This is a genomic window from Modestobacter sp. SYSU DS0290 (genome assembly GCF_054050955.1).
Window position 1 is genome coordinate 22,883 of sequence record NZ_JBJHAI010000021.1, and the last position, 23,424, is coordinate 46,306.

Here is a 23,424-nt window from a genome sequence, read left to right on the forward strand (position 1 = left end):
CTTCCCGACTTGACCTCGACTCAACGACACGCGTGTAATTCCGACGTTGTCATCAGACGCCGGCGGCTCACGAGCGGTCCCGGTGGGCGACGGGAAGCCAGCGAGAGGGGACGCAACGTGATGGCCGAGGTGTCGTGGATGAGCGAGTACCGGAGCGCCGCGGCCGGTGCCGCGCCGGCCGGTCACGGGCGGGACGTGCTGGGGGTCACCGGCGTGTTCGACCCCGGGTTCCCCGGGCTGGACGGGGAGGAGCAGGGCTGGCAGGAGCGTGCCCTGTGCGCCGAGACCGACCCCGAGGCGTTCTTCCCGGAGAAGGGCGGGTCCACCCGCGAGGCGAAGAAGATCTGCACCGGCTGCGAGGTCCGCGCCGAGTGCCTGGAGTACGCCCTCAGCAACGACGAGCGCTTCGGCATCTGGGGCGGGCTCTCCGAGCGGGAGCGCCGCCGGCTGCGTCGCCGCGCCGTCTGAGGAAGGACCCCCTTCCTCCCCACCCTTCGCAGGCTCGGGGCGGGCCCCTGGAAGGGGGCCGACCGCCTCTGCGGCGACTCCCAGCAGCGGCCGCCGGGTCCGTCCCCTCACCGGGACCCGGCCGCCCGTCCGATCCCGGCTCGTGTGGTCGACTGACGCCGTGGACTCCCGCGTCGCCGACGGCCGGGCCAGCGTGGTCCGCGAGATCCGCGCCGCCGCGCCCTTGATGGCCGCGGTCGCCGCCCCGGTTCCCGCCCGCGGCCCCTGGCTGACCGCTGCCCTCAACGCGCAGTCCGTCCGGGTGGTCCCCCCGGTGCGGCCGCGGGCCGTGGTCGTCGCCCCCGACCTGCGGGCCCGCCCCGACGGCCTCGCGCTGCTGACCTGCCAGCGCCGGGGTGTCGCGACCGCCGTCGGCCTGCTCGGCGCCGGTCCCGGCGCCGCACCGCTCCCCGAGGGGCGGCCACCGGCCCGCCTGCTCGCCCGCGACCCCGAGGTGGCCGCGGTCCTCGCCGACGGTGTGCTCGACCTGCTGGACTCGATCCGCGGGGCCTGGACCCTGCGGCTGGCCGGTCTGCCGCTGGGGGACCCGGTGGTCCGCCGGCTGGCCGCGGCGCTGCCCGACGCGCAGCTCGCGACCAGCCGCAGTCGCCGGCTCGTCGACGAGCTGGACACCGTGGCCGAGGTGTGGCGCAGCCGGGACCCCGCGCAGGTGGAGCGCTGGCTGCCGGCCGTCGCCGACCGCCTCCCGTCCCGTGAGTTCGCTGCCGTCCGGGCCGCGGCCCGGCTGCACGCCGCCATCGGCCGGCTGGAGCTGGCGGTGGTGCCCGCCGGTGCCGGTGCGGCGGCGGTGCTGCTCACGCTGCTGGAGCAGGGCCCGGCCGGGGAGGAGCGCTGGCCCTGGTGGGGTGTCAGCGACGTCGGCGGCCTCCGCCGGGAGCTCGGCTCGCCGTGGGTCGCGCTGACCGCTTCGCACGGGGTGGTCAACCTGAGCCGGCGAGGGGTCAGCCGGGGAACTCCAGCACCGTGACCCCCGGCGCCGTGCTGGCCGGTGCGCTGTCCAGCCCGAGCTGCAGCGTCCCGCCGGCCGGTGCGCGGCCGTCGCGGACCGCGCCGTCCGCCGCCAGGGTCGCGGTCAGCCGGTAGGCCCGGCCGGTGTAGCTGGGCGGGCCGCCGTTGGGCCGGGTGTAGGTGGGGAACAGGCCGGTCAGCTCGATCCGCCCGCCGTCCCGGCGCACCTGGAGCCCGGGGTCGGCCAGGTCGGCGTACTCGGTGCGGCCGCGGGCGCAGCCGGCAGCGGCGGGCTCGGCCGGGGGGGCGGCGGTCAGGCAGTTCCACACCGGCAGCCGGACGTGGGCCAGGGCGTGGTCGCCGTCGGTGGAGACGCTCAGGGTCGGGGTGGTCACCGTCAGGCCGACCGCACGCTCCTCCAGCAGCAGGCCGGTGAACGCGGCTCGCGCGATCAGCCCGTCGCCGCCCGGGAGCACCGAGTCGAACGCCAGGGAGCCCGCGGCCGCACCGGTGTCCGTCGTCGGGCCGGCGTCCGGCTCGGCCGGGACGGCCTCCGGGAACGCCAGCGGCACCGACCGGGCGGCGGTCGCGGGGGAGCCGGCGTCGGTGCGCCCGGTGCCCGCCAGCACCGCGGCACCGAGCAGCAGGACGACGGCCCCGACGGTGCCGGTCCGGACGCCCCCGCTGCCCGGGCGGGCGGGCGGGCCCGCGGGGGCGGCGACCGCGGTGGCGGCGGAGCTGCCGCTCCGGGGTGTGGACGGCGGGGCGGTTGAGCCCGGTGGCCGTTCCAGGAAGCCGGGCAGGTCGTCGACCACGCCGTCCGGTGGGACCGGGGACGGCGTGGTGCCGGCCGGACCGGCGCCGTCGGGGGCGGTGGCGGCCGCGGCCGGTCCGCGGCGGCCGGCGGTGAGCGCGACGGTCGCCAGCGCGAGGGCCAGCCCGGTCAGCAGCCCCACGAGCAGCCAGCGCGCCGTGCCGGTGGTGCCGCCGCTCCGCTCCGGCGCGGCCCTCGAGACCCGGGCGACGTCCACCAGCTCCTCGGCCGCGCCCTCGGCGACGAGGACGTCGACGACGGCGTCGGCGGCCCGGACGGCGTCCGCCCGGTCGGGCAGCGTGCTGCGCACCGTGATGGTCGCCGCGTCGCCGACCCGCTCGACCGCGAGGCCGTCGGACAGATCGGCCAGCGGCACGTCGGACAGGGCCGGGTCGGACTCCGCCGCCTCGCGCACGGTGTCCGGCGCGGATGCCAGGGCGGCGTACCGGTCGGCGAGCAGGACCGCCGCCGCGGCGGCCGACTCGGTCCGTGGCGTGACGGTGAGGCCGGCGGCGGCGGTCGCCTGCCGTGGCCGCAGGGCCAGCGCGCCCGCGGTGACCGCGAGGACCAGGAGCAGGACCAGTCCGCCGGCCAGCCAGGGGCGCCGGGCGTCCCGTCGGGCGGTGGGGCGGTGGTCCGGTGCGCTCATCGCCGGACAGCATGGCAGTGCCGGGTGACGGGACCGGCCGGGCGTCAGCCGGTGGGGTCGATCTCCTCCGGGTCCCGGCCCAGCAGCACCGCCACCTGGTCGACCACCACGTCGCGGACCAGGTCGGCGAGGTCGTCGCGGTCGGCGGCCCGGATCTCCAGCGGGCGCCGGTAGACCACGATGCGTGCCGGGTGCTCGCGGCCGCCCTCGCGGCGGGCCGGCAGCACGCGGGCGAGGGGGACGCTCCCGTCGTCCAGCACGTCGGAGTCGAGCACGACCTCGTCGGGGCTGGAGTGGTCGACCCAGGGGACGTCCTCCACCGCGAACTCCACCCCGGCCAGCTCCCGCTCCCACCGGCGCTCCAGGTCCTCGACCGCGTCGAGCACCAGGTCGTCGAACTGCTCAGCGCGGCTGCGGGACAGCGGGACGCTCGGCGGGACCAGGCGTCCGCGCAGGCCACGGCCGTGTCGGTCGCGTCGGGCGCGGGCGGGGAGGCGGTCCATCTCGGGGCAGAGCCTACGGCCCGCCGGCTTCCGCCGGGGTGCCGCCCGGGGGGCGCGTCCGGTGCGGGCGACGGGCCGTCCCGGTGCGCCTGCTCCCCAACTCGCGGATCCGCGATTACTGTGCCTGACGTGAGGAACCGGTGGTGAGGCAGTCACGTCGCTGCTCGCGCAGTGGCTGCGCGCAACCGGCAGCGGCGACCCTGACCTACGTGTACGCGGAGTCCACGGCCGTCGTCGGCCCGCTGGCGACGTACTCGGAGCCGCACAGCTACGACCTGTGCGAGTTCCACGCCCAGCGGCTGACCGTGCCGCGGGGCTGGGAGGTCGTCCGGCACGAGATCGACCCCGACGACGCCGGCATGACCGGTGACGACCTGCTGGCGCTCGCCGACGCGGTCCGCGAGGCGGCCCGCCCCGAGCCGCCGCGCAACCCCGCCGACGACGGCAGCGGCACCCGCCGCGGCCACCTGCGGGTGCTCCCCAACCTCCCCTGACGGCCCCGTCCCGAGGCTCGTCCCGAGCTGGCGAGGGGTGCGGAGGGCGGGCTCCTTATAAGGTCCTCGGCGTGACAGACCTGTCGTCGATCATCAAGGCCTACGACGTGCGTGGGCTCGTCCCCGAGCAGTGGGACGAGGACGTCGCCCGGGCCATCGGTGCGGCCTTCGCCGAGTTCGTCTCCGCGGAGTCCGGCGCGACCGCCGTCGTCACCGCCCACGACATGCGCGAGTCGTCGATCCCGCTGTCCCGCGCGTTCGCCGAGGGTGTCCTCTCCCGCGGCGTCGACGTGGTCGAGGCGGGGCTGGGCTCCACCGACATGCTGTACTTCGCCGCCGGCTCCCTCGGGATGCCCGGGGCGATGTTCACCGCCAGCCACAACCCCGCGCAGTACAACGGCATCAAGCTGTGCCGCGCCGGTGCCGCCCCGATCGGCCAGGACTCCGGGCTGGTCCAGATCCGCCAGTGGGCCGAGCAGCTCGTGGACGGCGCGGCCGTCTTCGACCGCCGGCCCGAGCGGCTGGGCTCGGTGAGCAGCCGCGACCTGGTCGCCGAGTACGCGGCGTACCTGCGGCAGCTGGTCGACCTCTCCGGCATCCGCCCGCTGAAGGTGGTGGTCGACGCCGGCAACGGGATGGGCGGCTTCACCGTGCCGGTGGTGCTCACCGGGCTGCCGCTGGAGGTCGTGCCGATGTACTTCGAGCTCGACGGCTCCTTCCCCAACCACGAGGCCAACCCGCTGGACCCGGCGAACCTGGTCGACCTGCAGGCCGCGGTCCTCGAGCACGGCGCCGACATCGGCCTGGCCTTCGACGGCGACGCCGACCGGTGCTTCATCGTCGACGAGCGGGGCGAGCCGGTGAGCCCTTCGGCGATCACCGGGCTGGTCGCCGTCCGTGAGCTGGCCAAGGGCCGCGGGACGACGATCATCCACAACCTCATCACCTCCCGCGCCGTGCCCGAGATCGTGCGCGAGCACGGCGGGGAGCCGGTGCGCACCCGCGTCGGCCACTCGTTCATCAAGGCGGAGATGGCGCGCACCGACGCGGTCTTCGGCGGTGAGCACTCCGCGCACTACTACTTCCGCGACTTCTGGCGGGCCGACACCGGCATGCTCGCCGCGATGCACGTGCTCGCGGCGCTGGGCGAGCAGTCCCGGCCGCTGTCGGAGCTGACCGCGGAGTACGAGCGCTACGCCGCCTCCGGCGAGATCAACTCCACGGTCACCGACGCCACCGGGCGGGTCGCCGCGGTGCGGAAGGCCTTCGAGGAGGGCGAGGGGGCGACCGTCGACGAGCTGGACGGGCTGACCGTCTCGCTGCCCGACGGCTCCTGGTTCAACCTGCGGGCCAGCAACACCGAGCCGCTGCTGCGGCTGAACGTGGAGGCTCCGGACGCGGCGCGGATGGCCGAGCTGCGCGACGAGGTGCTGCGGACGGTGCGGGCATGACCGACGGCGGCACCGGTGGGCGTGCGGACACGCTGGGCATCGACCCGGCGCTGCTGGAGATCCTGGCCTGCCCGGACACCCACCACAGCCCGCTGACCCTGGACGTGGCGGCGGCGGAGTTGGTGTGCCCGACCTGCTCCCGGGCGTTCCCGGTGCGCGACGGCATCCCGGTGCTGCTGCTCGACGAGGCCAGGCGCCGTCGATGACCGGGCGGCGCCGGTGACGGGCGGCCGGGCGTGACCTCCCCGGAGCTGGCCGAGGAGGTCCTCGACGACCTCGCGCTGCTGCGGGCCCGCGACCCCCGCGGCCTGCTGCCGGCGGTCGCCGGCGCCGGCGCCCAGGTGCGCGAGACCGCGGCGCTGACCGGGGAGACCGACCTGGGCCGGGTCACCGCCGGTGGCCGCCCGCGCGGGATCGTCGTCGTCGGCCGCCGCGAGGGCGCGGTCGCCGCCGACGTGCTGCGCAGCCTGCTCGGCCCGGCCAGCCCGGTCACCGTCGACGTCGTCCCGGGCCCGGCGCTCCCGGTGTGGATGGGCGCCTCGGACATCGCGGTGATCGCCACCCGGACCGGGGCAGGCCAGTACGCCGTCGCGCCGGCCTACGAGGCCGCGCGCCGCGGCGTCGCCGTCGTCGGCATCGGCGCCGTCGACGCCCCGCTGCACGCCGCTTGCGCCACCGCCCGCGCGCCCTACGTGCCGCTGCCGGGGAACCGGGTCCGGCACGCCACGCTGTGGTCGCTGCTCACCCCGATGCTCCTGCTCGCCGCCGAGCTGGGGCTGCTGCCGGCCGACACAGCCGACGTCGCCCCGGTCGCCGACGCCCTGGACGCGGTCGCCGCCGAGTGCGGGCCGGCCCGGGAGTCCTTCGTCAACCCGGCCAAGACGCTGGCGCTGGAGCTGCTGGACGCGCTGCCGGTGATCGTCGCCGAGGGGCCGCTGGCCGGGGCCGCCGCCGGCCGGGTCGCCGACCAGCTGGCCACCCTGGCCGGGGTGCCGGCGACCACCTTCCGGCTGCCCGACCAGCGGGTCGCCGCGCGCACGGTGCTGGCCGGGCCGCTGGCGCCGGAGGGCGGGCAGGACGACTTCTTCCGGGACCGCGTCGAGGACGCCGGCCGGCGGCTGCGGCTGCTGCCGGTCCGGGACCCCGGCGCCGGTGCCACCGGGGCGCACGAGCGCGAGCCCCGGTCGGCCGGCGAGGCGGTGGCCGAGGTGCTCCGGATCGCCGCCGAGCACAACGTGCCGGTGAGCCGGCTGGCCGGCGAGGACGAACCCGAGCGGCACCCCCGGCTGGCCCGGGTGGCCCGGCAGCTGGCCGTCGCGGACTTCAGCGCCGTGTACCTGGCGCTGGCGCTGGACCACGAGAGGGCACTGGGCTCATGAGCGACACCCCGGCAACGACCACCCCGACCCACGGCGAGCAGGCCGAGAGCGAGGGCGGTGGGCACGAGGGCGGTGGGCACGAGGGCGGTGGGCACGGTGGCACCAAGGCGATCGTCGCCGCGATGGTGGCCAACATCGGCATCGCGATCGCCAAGTTCGTCGCGTTCCTGGTCACCGGCGCCTCGTCGATGCTCGCCGAGGCGATCCACTCGGTGGCGGACTCGGGCAACCAGGTGCTGTTGCTCGTCGGCGGCAAGCGGGCGAAGCGCGAGGCGACCCCCGAGCACCCCTTCGGGTTCGGCCGCGACCGGTACATCTACGCGTTCATCGTGGCGATCGTGCTGTTCAGCGTCGGCGGCCTGTTCGCGATCTACGAAGGCGTGCACAAGCTGCAGCACCCGGAGGAGCTGAGCTCCCCGATCTGGGCGATCGGGGTCCTGGTGGTGGCGATCGCGCTGGAGTCCTACTCGCTGCGCACCGCGGTCAAGGAGACCAACGCCGTCCGGAAGCCGGGGGAGAGCTACTGGGGCTTCATCCGGCACGCCCGTGCCCCCGAGCTGCCGGTGGTCCTGCTGGAGGACACCGGCGCGCTGATCGGCCTCGCGCTGGCGCTGCTGGGGGTGGGGCTGTCGACCGTCACGGGGAACGGGGTCTACGACGGCCTGGGCACGGTCGCGATCGGCGTCCTGCTGGTGGTGATCGCGGTGATCCTGGCCGCCGAGACCAAGAGCCTGCTCCTCGGTGAGTCGGCGACCCCGGACATGCGGCGGGCGATCGTGCGTGCGCTCGCCGACGGGGGCATCGAGCTGATCCACATGCGGACCCAGCACCTGGGCCCCGAGGAGCTGCTCGTGGCGGCCAAGATCGCCGTCCGGCACGACGAGTCCGCCCGCGCCGTTGCGCGGGCCATCGACGACGCGGAGGCGCGGATCCGGGCCGCCGTGCCGATCGCCCGGGTCATCTACCTGGAGCCCGACATCCGGCGGGCGCAGGTGGCCGATCCGGTCGGGCGACCTCGCCACGAGGGGTGACCAGCGGCGCCGGTCGGCGGCACTGCGGGGCGCCGGAGGTACTGTCCCCGGCGATGTGGCAGATGACGAACGCCGTGCGCCATTACCCCTGGGGTTCGTACACGGTCATCCCCGAGCTGCTGGGTGAGCCCTCGCCGGCCGACCAGCCGCACGCGGAGCTGTGGATGGGGGCCCACCCCGGGCAGCCGAGCGTGCTCTCGGACGGGCGACCGCTGGACAAGGCCATCGCCGGTGACCCGGAGGGGATGCTGGGCGCCGCCGTGCGACGCCGGTTCGGTGACCGCCTCCCCTTCCTGATGAAGGTGCTGGCCGCCGACCAGCCGTTGTCCCTGCAGGCGCACCCCACGACCGCCCAGGCCGAGGTCGGGTTCGCCGCGGAGGAAGCGGCGGGGGTCCCGCTCGACGACCCCACCCGGACCTTCAAGGACCCCTTCCACAAGCCGGAGATCCTGCTCGCGATCACCCCCGTCGAGGCGCTGTGCGGCTTCCGGCCGGTGGAGGAGTCGCTGCACTGCCTGGCGAAGCTCCAGCTGCCCGAGCTGATGCCGACCATCGCGGCGCTCGCCCACGGCGGCCTGCGGGCGGCGATCCCGCAGCTGCTGGCGCTGTCGGAGCTGCGCAGGACGTCGCTGGTCTCGGCGGTGGCCGAGCGGGCCGCGTCCTTCGTGGCCGCGCACGACCCGGAGTTCATCAACACCTACCGCTGGGCCGCCACGCTGGCCGAGAAGTACCCCGGTGACCCCGGCGTCGTCATCTCGCTGATGTGCAACCACCTCCGGCTCGCCCCGGGTGAGGCCGTCTTCCTGCCCGCCGGCAACCTGCACGCCTACCTGTGCGGAGCCGGCGTCGAGGTGATGGCCAGCTCGGACAACGTGCTGCGCGGTGGGCTCACCAGCAAGCACGTCGACCTCGCGGCGCTGATCGAGGTGCTGGACTTCACCGACGGCAGGGTCCCGGTGATCCACCCGGTGCTCGGCCCCGGCGGTCTGCGCTACCCGGTCCCGGTCGACGACTTCGACCTCACCCGGTGCCAGGTCGACGTCGACCCCGGTGTGCTGACCACCCCGGGGCCGCAGCTGCTGCTGTGCGCCGAGGGCACCGCGCGGCTGGCCTCGGCCGACGGCGAGCTGGTGCTGGCGCAAGGGCAGTCGGCGTTCGTGCCGGCGGGCGCGCCGGTCACCGCCCGGGGCCCGGCGGTGCTCTACCGGAGCACCACCGCCCTCCGCTGAGCGGGCGTTAGTCTGGACGACGGCACGAGCCCCGCCGAAGCCTCGGCATGCTCGCTCACCGCGTCCTCCTGACCGATCGTCAGGGGCTCAGCGACCGACGGCAGCCCACCCGACCGGGTGGACCGGACACTGGAGCGACATGACCGCCAGCACTGGCAACCCCGTCCTGACCGACGGCGACTTCAAGGTCGCCGACCTCTCCCTGCACGGCTTCGGCCGCAAGGAGATCTCCCTCGCCGAGCACGAGATGCCCGGGCTGATGGCGCTGCGCGCCGAGTACGGCGACGCGCAGCCGCTGGCCGGCGCCCGGATCGCCGGCTCGCTGCACATGACCATCCAGACAGCGGTGCTCATCGAGACGCTGACGGCGCTCGGCGCCGACGTGCGGTGGGTCAGCTGCAACATCTTCTCCACCCAGGACCACGCGGCCGCCGCGATCGTCGTCGGCGACGGCACGCCGGAGGAGCCGACCGGCGTCCCGGTGTTCGCCTGGAAGGGCGAGACGCTGGAGGAGTACTGGTGGTGCACCCAGCGCCTGTTCGAGTTCCGCGACGAGAACGGGGACGTCGTCGGGCCGAACATGGTGCTCGACGACGGCGGTGACGCCACCCTGCTGATCCACCTGGGCACCCGGTTCGAGGCCGACGGCGTCGTGCCCGACACCACCGACGCCGACTCCGAGGAGTACGGCGTGATCCTCGACGTGCTGCGCGGCACGCTGGCCACCGACGGGCAGTACTGGACCCGGATCGGCCAGGGCATCAAGGGCGTCACCGAGGAGACCACCACCGGCGTGCTGCGGCTGTACGAGCTCGCCCGCGAGGGCCGGCTGCTCTTCCCGGCGATCAACGTCAACGACTCGGTCACCAAGAGCAAGTTCGACAACCTCTACGGCTGCCGGCACTCGCTCATCGACGGCCTGAACCGGGCCACCGACGTGATGATCGGCGGGAAGGTCGCCGTCGTCTGCGGCTACGGCGACGTCGGCAAGGGCTGCGCGGAGTCGCTGCGCGGCCAGGGCGCCCGGGTGATCGTCACCGAGATCGACCCGATCAACGCCCTGCAGGCGGCGATGCACGGCTACGAGGTGACCACCCTCGACGAGGTGATCGGCAAGGCCGACATCATCATCACCGCCACCGGCAACAAGGACATCATCTCCGCCGAGCAGCTGGCCTCGACCAAGCACCAGGCGATCATCGGCAACATCGGCCACTTCGACAACGAGATCGACATGGCCGGTCTGGCCCGCACCCCGGGGGTCACCCGCACCACGATCAAGCCGCAGGTCGACGAGTGGCGGTTCGCCGACGGCCACACGATCATCGTGCTCTCCGAGGGGCGGCTGCTGAACCTCGGCAACGCCACCGGGCACCCGAGCTTCGTGATGAGCGCGTCGTTCTCCAACCAGACGCTCGCCCAGATCGAGCTGTGGAACAACCGCGCCGCCTACGAGGGCAAGACCCCCGGCGTCACCGTGCTGCCCAAGAAGCTCGACGAGCACGTGGCCCGGCTGCACCTCGACGCGCTCGGGGTGAAGCTCACGACGCTGACCAAGGTCCAGGCCGACTACCTCGGCGTCCCCGTCGAGGGCCCGTACAAGAGCGACCACTACCGCTACTGACGAAGGACCCCCTCGCCCCCCACCGCTCGCACGCTCGCGGCGGGATCCTGCGAGGGGGCCGTTCCAGCACGTCACCACCCGCCCCTCACCCCGATCGGGGTGAGGGGCGGGGGTTTCCCGGGCGGGTGGGAACGATTGCCGCGCTCCGTCACGCACAATGGCGCCGTGCCCCCTTCCGCACCCATGCCAGGAGCCAGTCGCGGCCGCGTGCTGGTCGTCGACGACGACGCCGCCCTCGCCGAGATGCTCGGCATCGTGCTGCGGCGTGAGGGTTACGAGCCGGCCTTCGTGTCCGACGGCGCCCGCGCGCTCGCCACGTTCCAGCAGGTCCGGCCGGACCTGGTGCTGCTGGACCTGATGCTGCCCGGCCGCAACGGCCTGCAGATCTGCCAGGACATCCGCAGCCAGTCGACCGTGCCGGTGATCATGCTGACCGCCAAGGGCGACACGATCGACGTCGTGCAGGGCCTGGAGGCCGGCGCCGACGACTACGTGACCAAGCCGTTCAAGCCGGTGGAGCTGGTCGCCCGGGTGCGGGCCCAGCTGCGGCGCGGTGAGAACGGGCAGGCCGAGAGCCTGTCCATCGGTGACGTGTCCATCGACGTCCCGGCCCACCAGGTCACCCGGGACGGCGTGCCGATCGCGCTGACCCCGCTGGAGTTCGACCTGCTGGTGGCGCTGGCCCGCAAGCCCCGCCAGGTGTTCACCCGCGAGCTGCTGCTGGAGCAGGTGTGGGGCTACCGGCACGCGGCGGACACCCGGCTGGTCAACGTGCACGTGCAGCGGCTGCGCGCCAAGGTCGAGCGCGACCCGGAGAAGCCGGAGGTCGTGCTGACCGTCCGCGGCGTCGGCTACAAGGCCGGCCCCCCGTGAGCGGAGCGGGCCGCGGGAGCGAGCCAGTGGGCGCCGTGAGCGGGCCGTCCGGCCGGTGAGCACCGTGCCGCCCGTCACCTCGGCCCCGCCGGCGGCCGGACCCGACGCCGCGCAGGCCGCGCGTCCGGGCGGTGCCCCCGGCACCGCCCAGCGGCTGCGGCGCGGGCTGCGTCGCCGGGCCCGGCGGGCCCGCCGCAAGACGCTGGTCGGCAGCTGGCGGCTGGCCCGCCGGGCGTTGCACGCCTGGCGCTCCTCGCTGCAGCTGCGGGTCGCCTCGATCACCGTGGTGGTCGCGGGGGCGGTGGTGGTCGTCGTCAGCCTGGTGCTGTTCCGCCAGATCACCGACCAGCTGCTGGGCGTGAAGGAGCAGGCGGCGATCGACCAGTCGCTCAACGGCATCCCGTTCGCCCAGTCCGAGGTCAGCGCCATCGCCACCGGTGACTCCGCCAGCGTGCGCTCCGCGCTGGCCCGCACCGTCGAGGGGCTGCAGCAGCGCGGTGGCGCCGCCGGCGACTTCGACGTCGTGATGCTCTACCGCTCGGGCGAGTTCGAGCGGCCGGCGGTCAGCCGGCGCGACGTCTACCCGGCGCTCCCCGCCGACCTGCGGGCGGAGGTCGCCGCCGGCTCGCAGGCCTACCGCTACGCGCCCGTGCCCGACGACCAGGGCGAGCCGGTGCCGACCCTGCTGGTCGGGGCGCCGGTGCCCACGGACGCCGAGGCGGGGGAGCGGGTGGAGCTGTACTTCGCCTTCCCGCTGGACCAGGAGCAGGAGAGCCTGGAGCTGATCCGCAGCACCGTGGTGATCAGCGGGACCGCCCTGGTGCTGTTCGTGGTGGGCATCGGAGTGCTGGTCACCCGGCTGGTCGTCGACCCGGTGCGGCGCGCCGCGGGCAGCGCCCAGCGGCTCGCCGAGGGGCACCTGGAGGAGCGTCTGGCCGTCCGCGGGGAGGACGAGCTCGCCCGGCTGGCCACCAGCTTCAACGCGATGGCCGACAGCCTGCAGCGCCAGATCACCCAGCTGGAGGGCCTGTCCCAGCTGCAGCAGCGGTTCACCTCCGACGTGTCCCACGAGCTGCGCACGCCGCTGACCACGGTGCAGATGGCAGCCGCCGTCCTGCACGACGCCCGCGACGAGTTCGACCCGGCGGTGGCCCGCTCCGCGGAGCTGCTGCAGGCCGAGCTGAACCGCTTCGAGGTGCTGCTGTCGGACCTGCTGGAGATCAGCCGGTACGACGCCGGCGCCGCGGTGCTGGACGCCGAGGCGCAGGACCTGCGGCTGCTGGTCCAGCAGTCGGTCGACGGGATGACCGCGCTCGCCGAGCGGCACGGCTGCGAGCTGCGGGTCGACGTCCCCGCCAAGCCGGTCGTCGCCGAGGTCGACGGCCGGCGGATCGAGCGGGTGCTGCGCAACCTGGTGGGCAACGCGATCGAGCACGGCACCGGGCGTCCGGTGGAGCTCACCCTGGCCGCCTCGGGCAGCGCCGCGGCGATCACCGTCCGGGACCACGGCGTCGGGTTGAGCAACGCCGACGCCCAGCACGTCTTCGACCGGTTCTGGCGCGCCGACCCCTCCCGGGTGCGCACGGTGGGCGGCAGCGGGCTGGGCCTGTCGATCAGCCTGGAGGACGCCCGGCTGCACGGGGGCTGGCTGCAGGTGTGGGGTCAGCCGGGGCAGGGCGCCCAGTTCCGGCTCACCGTGCCGCTGACCGCGGGCGCGGCGCTGACCAGCAGCCCGCTGCCGCTGCGCCCGGTCATGCCGCGCCGGGCGGAGGACGCCCGGTGACCGCCCGGCCGCGGTGGACCGCGCTGCTGGGCCTGCTGGCGGTCCTGGTGCTGGCCGGTTGCAGCACCGTGCCGAGCAGCTCGCCGACCGTGCAGATCACCCAGGTGCCGCAGCCACCCCGCGGGGACGTCGGCGTCGAGCCGTTCGGGCCGGTGTCCGGGGCGACCCCGGAGGAGGTCGTCCGGGGCTTCATCGAGGCCAGCGCCAGCCCGACCCGCAACCACCCGGTGGCCCGCCAGTACCTGGCCGCGGGGGCCGCGCAGTCCTGGTCCGACGCCGACGGCGTCACGATCATCAGCCGGGACTACGCCGCGGTGCGCACCCAGCCGGGCACCGTCGAGGTGGCCGCGGCCCAGGTGGGCAGCGTCGACCAGCGCGGTGTCTTCACCGTGGCGGGCGACGCTCCCTACGACCGCGCCTTCACCCTCGTCGAGGAGGAGGGTGAGTGGCGGATCACCGACCCGCCGGGTGGCCTGGTCATGTTGCAACCGGACTTCGAGCGCACCTACGAGCAGCTCGACGCGTTCTTCCTCGACCCCACGCTCAGCCGGGTCGTCCCCGATCCCCGCTACCTGGTCTCCGGTGACGCCCAGTACAACCTGCTGGTGGAGCGGCTCCTCGCCGGACCGGCGCCGACGATCGCCGCCGGGGTGGTGAACCCGCTGGAGGGGGCGACGCTCCGCAGCGCCGTCCAGGTGTCCGGCCAGACGGCGACGGTCGACCTCACCTGGCCCGACGGCGTCACCGACACGACGGTGGAGGCCGCGGCCGGCCAGCTGGTCTGGACGCTGGTGCGCGCCGGCCTCGGCGCGGTGGAGGTGCTCCGCGACGGCCAGCCGCTGGGCCTCACCGGCCTGGCCGCCGCGCAGACGACCGAGGACTGGGTGCGTCTGGACCCGGACTACGCGCCGGCCGATGCCGTCGGGCACTACCTCGCCGACGGCGCGCTCCGCCGGGCCACCGACGGGGAGCCGGCGCCGGGGCCGGCGGGCGCCGGCGCCTACGGGCTGCAGTCCGCGGCGATCACCACCGACCGGGACGGCGCGCTGGGCCTGACGGCGGGGGTCTCGACGACGGTGTCGCCGACGGGCGCACCGGCCACGCTGTTCGCCGGGCCGTACGGCGGGGAGATGGCCCCGGTGCTCGGGGGGCCCGGGTTCACCCCGCCGACCACCGCGGGGCCCCGCGCGGAGGTGTGGACGGTCCGCGACGGCACCGAGGTGGTGCGGCTCGCCGCCGGAGGCGCCCCGCAGACGGTCAGCGCGACCACGCTGCCCGGCCTGGGCCGCGCGACGGCGTTCCAGCTGTCGCCGGACGGGGTCCGGGCGGCCGTCGTCCTCGAGGGCCCGGAGGGTGGCCGGCTCTACGTCGGCACCGTGGTCCGCGACGAGGAGGCGGTGAGCGTCCGCGACCTGCGGTCGATCACCCCGTCGCTGCGCCAGGTCACCGACGTGGCGTGGCGCAGCGCGGGCGTGCTGGTCGTGCTCGCCGCCGACGCGGGGGAGGAGCGCACCGTCCCCTGGGCGGTCGACGTCGACGGCTGGGCGCTGACCGAGCTGGCCACCGCGGGCCTGCCCGGCGACCGGACGGGCCTGGCCGCCGCGCCGGGCCGCCCGCTGCTGGTCAGCGCCGGCGGCACGATCTGGCAGCTGGTCAGCGGCACCTGGGTGACCCCGATCCGCAGCGCCGGCCCGCTGGCCGGTGCCGCACCCTTCTACCCGCTCTGAGCTGCCGGCGGCGGACGCCGTCCCCAGCCCCGGTGGCCGTCCCCAGGCCGCCGTGCGCGTCGCCGGTCCCGCCGCCGGTCGGGCAGCCTGAGGCCCGTGGGCGCGACGCCGGCCGGCACGGGCTCCGGGAGCCCGTCGGGGAGCCTGCTGGGAGAGGCGGCCCGGGCGCTGGCCGACCTGGTGCTGCCGCGTGCCTGTGCCGGGTGCGCGGTGCCCGGCCCGGTGCTGTGCCCCCGCTGCCGGGCGCTGCTGACCCGGCCCCGGCTCGCCCAGCCGCGGCGGCACCCGCCGGGCTTCCCGCCGACGGTCGCCGCCGGCGCCTACGCCGGGCCGGTGCGCCCGGCGGTGGTCGCGTTCAAGGAGCACGGCCGGGCCGAGCTGGCCGACCCGCTGGGCAGCGCGCTGGCGCTGGCGGTCGCCGCGGTGCTGACCGGCCTGGCGCAGCCGCCTGGGCCGAGCGCGCCGGTGCTGCTGGTGCCGGTGCCCAGCTCCGCCGCGGCGGTGCGGGCCCGCGGCCGGGACCACGTGCGCGAGCTGGCCGACCGGGCGGGAGCCGAGCTGCGCGACGCCGGGATGGCGGCGGCGACGGTCCCGCTGCTTCGGCGGCGCCGGGGCACCACGGACAGCGCGGGCCTCGGTGCCCGGGAGCGGCAGGCGAACCTGGCCGGCCGGTTCGTCGTGCGGCGTCCGCCGGCGCCGTCCGGGGTGCTGGTGGTGGTCGACGACGTGGTGAGCAGCGGAGCCACCCTGACCGAGGCGGCCCGGGCGCTGCGCACCGGCTCCGGGCCGCCGGGCGACACGCCGGTGCTGGCGGCGGTCGTGGCGGCGACGCCACGGCGCGCGCCCGGGCCCCGGGTCCCGCCCCCACCAGGGACCTTCACCGTGCGTCGGTGACCTGGGACCCCGGTGACCACCGTTTCCGGTGTCGGGAACCCGGGGAGGCAGCTAGCGTCGGTTCGATCACACCCGCTCACCGGGAGGTCTCATGGAGATCGTGGTCCGTGGACGCAACGTCGAGGTGCCCGAGCACTTCCGCACGCACGTCGAGGACAAGGTCGGCCAGCTCGAACGCTTCGACGGCAAGCTGATCCGCATCGACGTCGAGCTGTTGCACGAGAAGAACCCGCGCCAGGCAGCCAACTGCCAGCGCGTGGAGATCACCCTGCGGGGCAAGGGCCCCGTCGCCCGCGCCGAGGCGTGCGCCCCCGACTTCTACGCCGCGCTCGAACTCGCGGTGAACAAGCTGGAGAACCGGCTGCGGCGGGCCAACGACCGCCGCCGCGTGCACCACGGCCGCCGGACGCCGCCGAGCGTGCGCCTCGAGGGCGTCTCCGACGCGCCGGTGGAGGAGCTGCTGACCGCGGACACGGCCGACCTCGGTGGCGGGGCACCCGACATCGAGGCGGGCGCGGAGCCGGCGGTCACCGACCTGGACGAGCACCTGCCCGGCCGGATCGTGCGCGAGAAGGTGCACTCGGCCACGCCGATGCACGTCGACCAGGCCCTCTACGAGATGGAGCTCGTGGGCCACGACTTCTTCCTGTTCCTGTGCGCTGACACCGGGCAGCCGTCGGTGGTCTACCGCCGGCACGCCTTCGACTACGGGCTCATCCGGCTCGGCGCGCAGGTGCCGGCGAGCGAGACCGCCGGGGCGGACGCGGAGAGCGCTGGGGACACCGTCGCGACCGCCGACCGACAGCCGGCCACCGTCTGAAGAAGGACCTCCCTGCCCCCCGCCACTCGCGAGCTCGCGGCGGGCCCCTGCAGGGAGGCCGACGGCGGGCCGTCTCCCCTCCGGGAGGCGGCCCGCCGTCCTTCGTCAGTCGCCGGGCAGCCGGGCGAACAGCGCCGCGTCGGCGGTGCTGCCGTCGGCGTAGTGCAGGTAGACCCGCAGCACGCCCTCCTGGCTGAAGCCCGCCCGGCGGGCGACGGACTGCGAGCCGGTGTTGGCCACGTCGGCGACCAGGTACACCCGCGGGGCGCCCAGCCCGATGGCCCACTCCGCCATCGCGTGCGCCGCCTCCGCCGCGTACCCCCGGCCACGCGCGTGCCCCGCGATCCAGTAGCCGACCTCCGGGCCCAGCGGGTGCTGGTTGATGCGGTGCACGCCGGTCGACCCGACGACCTCGCCGTCGGCCTCGATCGCCACGGTCAGCCCGGTGCCCGCCTGCCGTTCACCCGGTGCCTCGCGGGTGACCCACGTCGCGGCGTCCGCGCGGCCGTAGGACGGGCCCACGGCCGGGATCCAGCGCCCGATGTCCGGGTCCTGGCAGGCAGCGAACACCGCGTCGACGTCGTCCGGCCGGTAGGGCCGCAGCACGACCCGTTCGGTGCGCACCACCTCGGTGGTCAGCGAAAGGACCCCGGCCAGTTGTCGTGCCGAGGTGTTCAGGCGTTGCCCAGCACCCGGTCCACCGAGATCTCGATGACCACCCGCGCGGGGTTGGGCCGCGGCTGCTGGTAGCGGCGGGCGTAGCGGGCCTCGGCGTCGGCGACCGACGCAGCGTCCTCCCGCACCACCGCCGTCCCCTCCAGCGTCGCCCAGCGCCGTCCGTCGACGGTGCAGACGGCGACCCGGTCCTGCCCGCCGCGCACGTTCCGGGCCTTCACCGACGTGCCCGAGGTGATCACCCGTGCGGTCCCGGTGGCCGGGTCGAGGGTCACCCCGACCGGGACCACGTGCGGCGTGCCGTCGGCGCGCAGCGTGGTGAGCGTCGCCAGGTGGCGTTCGGTGAGGAGGGCGACCAGCCCGGGACCGAAGGACGGCGGCCGGGGCGGCGGGGTGGGGGAGGACACGCTCGCAGACGGTACGGCCGGACCCGTGCTGGGTAGGGAGTTCGGCCACGTCGGGACCGCTCCTCGGCCGGGCCGCCTACGCTGGGGTCGTGGTGTTCTCCAAGATCCTGCGTGCCGGTGAGGGCAAGATCGTCCGTCGTCTGTCGAAGATCGCCGATGCGGTCGAGGCGCTCGAGGTCGACGTCGTCGACCTGACCGACGCCGAGCTGCGGGCCAAGACCGACGAGTTCAAGGCGCGCTACGGCGATGGCGAGACCCTCGACCAGCTGCTGCCCGAGGCGTTCGCGGTGGTCCGCGAGGCGAGCAAGCGCACGCTGGGCCAGCGGCACTACCGGGTCCAGCTCATGGGTGGTGCCGCGCTGCACCTGGGCAACATCGCCGAGATGAAGACCGGTGAGGGCAAGACGCTCACCGGTGTGCTGCCCGCCTACCTGAACGCGCTCTCCGGCGAGGGCGTGCACGTCATCACCACCAACGACTACCTCGCCACCCGCGACGCGGAGTGGATGGGCCGCGTGCAGCGGTTCCTGGGCCTGAGCGTCGGCACGATCGTCTCCGGTCAGGCTCCGGCGGTGCGCCGCGAGCAGTACCTGGCCGACATCACGCACGGCACGAACAACGAGTTCGGCTTCGACTACCTGCGCGACAACATGGCCTGGTCCAAGAACGACCTGGTGCAGCGCGGTCACGCCTACGCCATCGTCGACGAGGTCGACTCGATCCTCATCGACGAGGCCCGCACCCCGCTGATCATCAGCGGCCCGGCCGAGTCCAGTGCCCGCTGGTACGGCGAGTTCGCCCGCATCGCCCCGCTGATGAAGCGCGACCGGCACTACGAGGTCGAGGAGAGCAAGCGGACGGTCGCCATCACCGAGGAGGGCGTGGAGTTCGTCGAGGACCAGCTGGGCATCGACAATCTCTACGAGGCGGCCAACACCCCGCTGATCAGCTACCTGAACAACGCCCTGAAGGCCAAGGAGTTGTTCAAGAAGGACCAGCAGTACATCGTCAGCAACGGCGAGGTGCTCATCGTCGACGAGTTCACCGGCCGCGTGCTGGCCGGCCGCCGCTACAACGAGGGCATGCACCAGGCCATCGAGGCCAAGGAGCGGGTGCAGATCAAGGACGAGAACCAGACCCTCGCCACGATCACCCTGCAGAACTACTTCCGGCTCTACACCAAGCTCTCCGGCATGACCGGCACGGCGCAGACCGAGGCCGCGGAGCTGCACCAGACCTACGGGCTGGGCGTGGTCCCGATCCCGACGAACCGGCCGATGATCCGGGCCGACGAGGCCGACCTGATCTACAAGACCGAGAAGGCGAAGTTCGAGGCGGTCGTCGACGACATCGCCGAGCGGCACGAGGCCGGCCAGCCGGTGCTGGTGGGCACCGCCAGCGTGGAGAAGTCCGAGGTGCTGGCGAAGTTCCTGCTCCGCCGCGGCATCCCGCACGAGGTGCTCAACGCGAAGAACCACGCCCGGGAGGCGGCGATCATCGCGATGGCCGGCCGGCTGGGCGCGGTCACCGTGGCCACCAACATGGCCGGCCGCGGCACCGACATCCAGCTCGGCGGCAACGCCGAGTTCATCGCCGACGAGACGCTGCGGGCCAAGGGCCTCAACCCGACGGACACCCCGGAGGAGTACGAGGCCGCCTGGGACGACGCGCTCGCCGCGGCCAAGGCGCAGGTCAAGGCCGAGCACGACCAGGTCGCCGAGGCCGGGGGCCTCTACGTGCTGGGCACCGAGCGGCACGAGAGCCGCCGCATCGACAACCAGCTGCGCGGCCGCTCCGGCCGGCAGGGCGACCCGGGGGAGTCCCGGTTCTACCTGTCGCTGGGCGATGACCTGATGCGTCGGTTCAACGGGCCGATGCTCGAGAACATGATGAACACGCTGCGCGTCCCGGACGACCAGCCGATCGAGCACAAGATGGTCAGCCGGGCCATCCGCTCGGCGCAGACGCAGCTGGAGCAGCAGAACTACGAGGTCCGCAAGGACGTCCTCAAGTACGACGAGGTGCTGAACCGCCAGCGCACCGTCATCTACGCCGAGCGCCGCAAGGTGCTCGACGGCGAGGACCTGCACGTGCAGGTGCGCGGCATGGTCGACGACGTCGTCGCCGCCTACGTCGACGGCGCCACCGAGATCGGCTACGCCGAGGACTGGGACCTCGAGCAGCTGTGGACCGGGCTCAAGGCGCTCTACCCGGTGGGTCTGGACCGGCAGGAGCTGCTGGACCGGGTGGCCGACGGTGACCAGGCCGCGCTGACCGCCGACGTGCTCAAGGAAGAGCTGCTCGCCGACGTGCACCGCGCCTACGAGGAGCGGGAGTCCGGGCTCGGCGCGGAGGTCATGCGCGAGCTGGAGCGGCGGGTGCTGCTCTCGGTGCTGGACCGCAAGTGGCGCGAGCACCTCTACGAGATGGACTACCTGCGGGCCGGCATCCACCTGCGCGCGATGGCCAACCGCGACCCGGTCGTGGAGTACCAGCGCGAGGGCTACGACATGTTCAACGCGATGCTCGACGGGATCAAGGAGGAGTCCGTCGGCTTCCTGTTCAACCTCGAGGTCAAGACCAAGGAGCAGCAGGAGGCCGAGGCCCGGGCCAAGCAGGCGCAGTCCGAGGCCGAGGCGCTGGCCCGCGCCCAGGCCGGCACCCAGCGGGTCCTCGCCCGGCAGGCCGCCGCCGCGGCGGCCCAGGCCGCGACCGCGACGGCGGCGCAGGCCTCGGCACCGGCCCGGACCTCGCCGCCTGCGCAGACCCCCGCGTCGCGGCCGGCCGACGGGGACGGTGCGGTGGCCGTTCCCACCGGGAACGGCGACGGTGCGGCGCCGACCGCGAACGGCAACGGTGACGGCACCGGCGACGGCGCTGGGACGACGAGCTCCGCCCGGCGCGTGCGGAAGGCCGCGCCGGTGGCTGCCACGGCGATGCCGGAGGCGCCGGCCGAGCCGGAGGCGCCGGCTGCGGCGAGCACCGGACCGGAGCTGTCGGTCAAGGGCCTGGAGGCGCCGAAGCAGGAGCAGCTGAGCTACAGCGCCCCGAGCCTGGACCCCTCGGCGAAGGACGCCGGCCGGCCGAAGGCGGCCAAGTCGGCGACGGTCACCGGCACCAAGGAGACCCCGCGGAACGCGCCGTGCCCCTGCGGCTCGGGCAAGAAGTTCAAGCAGTGCCACGGGTCGGCCGCCACCAGCTGATCCGTCGACGACGCCCCGCTGACCGTCCGGTCGGCGGGGCGTCACGAAGGACCCCGTCCCTCTTGACCCTCGCACGCTCGGGCGAGCCTCCGGACGGGGCCGTCAGCCGATCTGCAGCGCGGTGCACCGCCAGCGCCCGTCGATGCCCTCCAGGCGAGCGGCGACCGCGTGGGCACGCCCGCCCCGGCGGGCCACCACGCTGACCTCGGCGACGCCGTCGACCGGCTCGCAGACGTGCACCCGGCCCACCAGCAGTGGCGCCGTCCCCTCGGTGCACCAGCGGGGCCGGCGCCGCTGGGCCAGGGCGGTGAAGAGCGCCGGGGTCACCAGGGGCTGCAGCTGCGCCATCGGCCGGCGGCCGGCGAACGCCTCGAGGGTGAGGGTGACCAGCCGACGTCCGGCGGAGACCGCGTCGGGCAGGTCGGCCCGTCCCGACCAGCGGGGACCGAACTCGACCTCCTCCGGGGCGTGCTGGGGCTGGGGCCGCCGGTCCAGGCGGGGGCGCGGACCTGGCGGCGGAGCCGGCCGCCGGTGCCGGTGACCGGGCAGGAGCAGCCGGACCGGGTGCTCTGCGGGCTCCAGCGCCGGCCCCGGCGTGCGCACCACCGCCAGGTGCAGTCGTGGTCGGGTGGTCGGGTCGCCCGCGCTGGGGGCCGGCGGGGTCAGCTGGTGCTGGGGTGCGCTCATCGGAGCTCCTCGGAGGGCAGGGGCGGTGCCTGCAGCACCTGACCGGGCAGCAGGAGGTCGGGGTCGGGGCCGATCACGTCGGCGTTCGCCTGCCACCAGTCGCTGACCGCGGAGGCGGTGGCGGCGTCGGTGACGGGCGTGCCGGGGGAGGTGTGGGCCAGCCAGGCGGCTGCGATGTCCCAGAGGCAGTCCCCGCGCAGCACCACGTGCGTCGCGGCCCGGTGGGGCTCGGCTGCGCCGGAGGGCTCGTCGGGTGGGGTGCTGGGCCGGGCATCGGCCCGGGGCCAGTCGGGGTCCGGCCCGAGCGGCCAGTCCACGGACAGCGCCGGCCCGACGTCGGAGGCATCGGCGGCGGTCGCGACGTCGGTCGGCGCGGGCCACGCCACCGTGGGCGCCGCGGTGACCAGCCCCAGGCCGATGGCCAGCGCGGCCGCGCGCCGGGCGCCGGCCGGCAGCAGGGCGTGGAGCAGCCATCCCGCGATCCATCCCGCCGCGCCCGGTGCGGTGGAGAGCGCGGTGAGCAGCAGGCCGACGGCGCCCCAGGCCCAGCACGACCAGGCCGCCGCGGTGACGCCGACGAGCACGAGCGCGTCGGCGCCTGCGCCGTCGACGAATCCCTGCGGATCGGCCAGCGCACCCCGCAGCGCGATCGGATCGGCCCCGAGGGCGGCCAGCGCCCAGGCGATGACGGCCATCACCGCCGTCGTCGTCAGCCATCGTCGAGTGGACATCACACCTCCTGGATGTCCACCAAACAGCACTACTGCAAGCAAATGCAACCAAACGCAAGGATCTGTGGACGAGCTACGCTCCCGCCATGCGCTGGGAGCAGCTGTTCGCCGACCTCGAGGCGCAGGCCGCTGACCAGGAGGTGGCCGAGCTCGACGCCGAGGCGGCGTCCCGGTCACGGGCGGCGGTCGGGCAGGTGCGGCTGGCCGAGCGGCTGCGCGGTGCCCTCGGTGCCGAGGTGCTGCTGACCTGTGCCGGGGCCGGCGAGCTCGGCGGCCGGCTGGTCGAGGTCGGCGTCGACTGGCTGCTGCTCGTCGACGTCCAGCAGCGGGAGCTGCTGGTCGCCACCCGCGCGGTCCGGGCCGTGGGCGGGCTGACGACGCTGACCGTCGAGGTCGCCGCCGGTGGGGCGCCGTCGCGGCTGGACCTGCGCCGGGCACTGCGTGGGCTGGCCCGCGACCGCGCGACGGTGCAGTGCCTGCTCGACGACGGCAGCGTCTTCGCGGGCACGGTGGACCGCGTCGGCGCCGACCACCTGGAGCTGGCCGAGCACGCGGTGGACCGTCCGCGCCGTCGGGGTGCGGTCAGCGGGGTGCGGGCGGTCGTGCTGTCCGCGGTGGCCGCCGTGCGGACCCTGCCGCCGGCCGTCGTCTGAACCGGCGGCCCAGCCGGTCAGGAGGGCGAGTCGACCTCGGTCTCAGCCGCCTCCGGCTCGACCGCGCGGGCCTCGGCGTACTTCTGCTGGATGAAGCGCTCCAGCTCGTCCTTCTCCACCCGCCACTGACCCCGGCCGCCGATCTGGATGGCGCCCAGCTCCTTGCGGCGGACCAGTGCGTAGGCCTGCGACCAGGAGACGTTGAGGATCTCCGCGACGTCGTCGAGGGTCCAGAACCGCTGGGTCGCCATGAGGTGGTCGCTCTCCCGTCGAAGGTGGTCGTCAGTCTGTCAGTCGGGTGACCTGCAGCCGCATCGTCCA

At 75.0% G+C, this 23,424-nt stretch carries 23 protein-coding genes; 16 read left to right on the plus strand and 7 right to left on the minus strand.

What is annotated here, in order from left to right; all coding sequences use genetic code 11:
• Positions 1–138 precede the first annotated feature (138 nt).
• Together ACI795_RS16045 and ACI795_RS16050 are read left to right on the plus strand one after the other, a co-directional pair.
• A complete protein-coding gene (locus ACI795_RS16045; protein WP_457076537.1) occupies positions 139–468 on the plus strand; it encodes a WhiB family transcriptional regulator in 330 nt (109 codons plus the stop codon).
• Between the two features lie 160 nt (positions 469–628).
• Complete coding sequence (locus ACI795_RS16050) at positions 629–1,495, plus strand: hypothetical protein (RefSeq protein WP_457076538.1); 867 nt, start codon at positions 629–631, stop codon at positions 1,493–1,495.
• Here ACI795_RS16050 and ACI795_RS16055 read toward each other — a convergent pair.
• Both ACI795_RS16055 and ACI795_RS16060 read right to left on the minus strand, forming a co-directional pair.
• Positions 1,470–2,939 (minus strand): hypothetical protein, encoded by a 1,470-nt coding sequence (locus ACI795_RS16055; protein WP_457076539.1) that lies wholly within the window; start codon positions 2,937–2,939, stop codon positions 1,470–1,472. The two genes, ACI795_RS16050 and ACI795_RS16055, sit on opposite strands and share 26 nt — an antisense overlap.
• A 44-nt stretch (positions 2,940–2,983) precedes the next feature.
• Positions 2,984–3,442: a metallopeptidase family protein gene (locus ACI795_RS16060; RefSeq protein WP_457076540.1), complete on the minus strand. Its 459-nt coding sequence runs from the start codon at positions 3,440–3,442 to the stop codon at positions 2,984–2,986.
• Between the two features lie 143 nt (positions 3,443–3,585).
• On the opposite strand from ACI795_RS16060, the gene ACI795_RS16065 reads away from it, so the two are divergent.
• From ACI795_RS16065 to hpf, 12 genes are all read left to right on the plus strand, one after another.
• Positions 3,586–3,936: a DUF3499 domain-containing protein gene (locus tag ACI795_RS16065; protein WP_457076541.1), complete on the plus strand. Its 351-nt coding sequence runs from the start codon at positions 3,586–3,588 to the stop codon at positions 3,934–3,936.
• Between the two features lie 71 nt (positions 3,937–4,007).
• Positions 4,008–5,387, plus strand: coding sequence for a phosphomannomutase/phosphoglucomutase (locus tag ACI795_RS16070; protein WP_457076542.1), 1,380 nt, complete (start codon positions 4,008–4,010; stop codon positions 5,385–5,387).
• Positions 5,384–5,593: a Trm112 family protein gene (locus ACI795_RS16075; RefSeq protein ID WP_457076543.1), complete on the plus strand. Its 210-nt coding sequence runs from the start codon at positions 5,384–5,386 to the stop codon at positions 5,591–5,593. The genes ACI795_RS16070 and ACI795_RS16075 overlap by 4 nt, the downstream gene beginning before the upstream one ends.
• Positions 5,594–5,623: 30 nt before the next feature.
• Positions 5,624–6,766 (plus strand): SIS domain-containing protein, encoded by a 1,143-nt coding sequence (locus ACI795_RS16080; RefSeq protein WP_457076544.1) that lies wholly within the window; start codon positions 5,624–5,626, stop codon positions 6,764–6,766.
• Complete coding sequence (locus tag ACI795_RS16085; RefSeq protein ID WP_457076545.1) at positions 6,763–7,797, plus strand: cation diffusion facilitator family transporter; 1,035 nt, start codon at positions 6,763–6,765, stop codon at positions 7,795–7,797. The genes ACI795_RS16080 and ACI795_RS16085 overlap by 4 nt, the downstream gene beginning before the upstream one ends.
• A 53-nt stretch (positions 7,798–7,850) precedes the next feature.
• Complete coding sequence (gene manA / locus ACI795_RS16090; RefSeq protein WP_457076546.1) at positions 7,851–9,026, plus strand: mannose-6-phosphate isomerase, class I; 1,176 nt, start codon at positions 7,851–7,853, stop codon at positions 9,024–9,026.
• A gap of 139 nt (positions 9,027–9,165) precedes the next feature.
• Positions 9,166–10,650: an adenosylhomocysteinase gene (ahcY, locus tag ACI795_RS16095; protein WP_457076547.1), complete on the plus strand. Its 1,485-nt coding sequence runs from the start codon at positions 9,166–9,168 to the stop codon at positions 10,648–10,650.
• 165 nt (positions 10,651–10,815) lie between these two features.
• A complete protein-coding gene (gene mtrA, locus ACI795_RS16100) occupies positions 10,816–11,523 on the plus strand; it encodes an MtrAB system response regulator MtrA (RefSeq protein ID WP_457076548.1) in 708 nt (235 codons plus the stop codon).
• A 55-nt stretch (positions 11,524–11,578) separates the two neighbouring features.
• Positions 11,579–13,306 (plus strand): MtrAB system histidine kinase MtrB, encoded by a 1,728-nt coding sequence (mtrB, locus tag ACI795_RS16105; RefSeq protein WP_457076549.1) that lies wholly within the window; start codon positions 11,579–11,581, stop codon positions 13,304–13,306.
• Complete coding sequence (locus ACI795_RS16110) at positions 13,303–15,033, plus strand: LpqB family beta-propeller domain-containing protein (RefSeq protein ID WP_457076550.1); 1,731 nt, start codon at positions 13,303–13,305, stop codon at positions 15,031–15,033. The genes mtrB and ACI795_RS16110 overlap by 4 nt, the downstream gene beginning before the upstream one ends.
• Positions 15,034–15,129: 96 nt before the next feature.
• The gene (locus ACI795_RS16115) at positions 15,130–15,927 is read left to right on the plus strand and encodes a ComF family protein (RefSeq protein ID WP_457076551.1); all 798 of its coding nucleotides are present in this window, start codon (positions 15,130–15,132) and stop codon (positions 15,925–15,927) included.
• A gap of 91 nt (positions 15,928–16,018) precedes the next feature.
• Positions 16,019–16,747 (plus strand): ribosome hibernation-promoting factor, HPF/YfiA family, encoded by a 729-nt coding sequence (hpf, locus tag ACI795_RS16120; RefSeq protein WP_457076552.1) that lies wholly within the window; start codon positions 16,019–16,021, stop codon positions 16,745–16,747.
• A gap of 105 nt (positions 16,748–16,852) precedes the next feature.
• Here the strand turns inward: hpf and ACI795_RS16125 are convergent, their stop codons facing one another.
• The gene (locus tag ACI795_RS16125; RefSeq protein WP_457076553.1) at positions 16,853–17,371 is read right to left on the minus strand and encodes a GNAT family N-acetyltransferase; all 519 of its coding nucleotides are present in this window, start codon (positions 17,369–17,371) and stop codon (positions 16,853–16,855) included.
• A gap of 50 nt (positions 17,372–17,421) precedes the next feature.
• Positions 17,422–17,829, minus strand: coding sequence for a pyridoxamine 5'-phosphate oxidase family protein (locus tag ACI795_RS16130; protein ID WP_457076554.1), 408 nt, complete (start codon positions 17,827–17,829; stop codon positions 17,422–17,424).
• An 89-nt stretch (positions 17,830–17,918) separates the two neighbouring features.
• Here ACI795_RS16130 and secA point away from each other — a divergent pair, with 89 nt between their 5' ends.
• Positions 17,919–21,032 (plus strand): preprotein translocase subunit SecA, encoded by a 3,114-nt coding sequence (gene secA, locus ACI795_RS16135; RefSeq protein ID WP_457076555.1) that lies wholly within the window; start codon positions 17,919–17,921, stop codon positions 21,030–21,032.
• A gap of 102 nt (positions 21,033–21,134) precedes the next feature.
• On the opposite strand, the gene ACI795_RS16140 is transcribed toward secA, so the two are convergent.
• Together ACI795_RS16140 and ACI795_RS16145 are read right to left on the minus strand one after the other, a co-directional pair.
• Entirely contained in the window at positions 21,135–21,719 is a 585-nt protein-coding gene (locus tag ACI795_RS16140; RefSeq protein WP_457076556.1) for an Rv3235 family protein, read from the minus strand.
• Complete coding sequence (locus ACI795_RS16145) at positions 21,716–22,450, minus strand: LysM peptidoglycan-binding domain-containing protein (protein WP_457076557.1); 735 nt, start codon at positions 22,448–22,450, stop codon at positions 21,716–21,718. Before ACI795_RS16145 ends, ACI795_RS16140 begins: the two co-directional genes overlap by 4 nt.
• A gap of 86 nt (positions 22,451–22,536) precedes the next feature.
• Between ACI795_RS16145 and ACI795_RS16150 the strand changes: the two genes are divergently transcribed.
• Positions 22,537–23,103: a hypothetical protein gene (locus ACI795_RS16150; protein ID WP_457076558.1), complete on the plus strand. Its 567-nt coding sequence runs from the start codon at positions 22,537–22,539 to the stop codon at positions 23,101–23,103.
• Between the two features lie 17 nt (positions 23,104–23,120).
• Here ACI795_RS16150 and ACI795_RS16155 read toward each other — a convergent pair whose 3' ends face one another.
• Complete coding sequence (locus ACI795_RS16155; protein ID WP_457076559.1) at positions 23,121–23,354, minus strand: helix-turn-helix domain-containing protein; 234 nt, start codon at positions 23,352–23,354, stop codon at positions 23,121–23,123.
• Between the last annotated feature and the right edge of the window lie 70 nt (positions 23,355–23,424).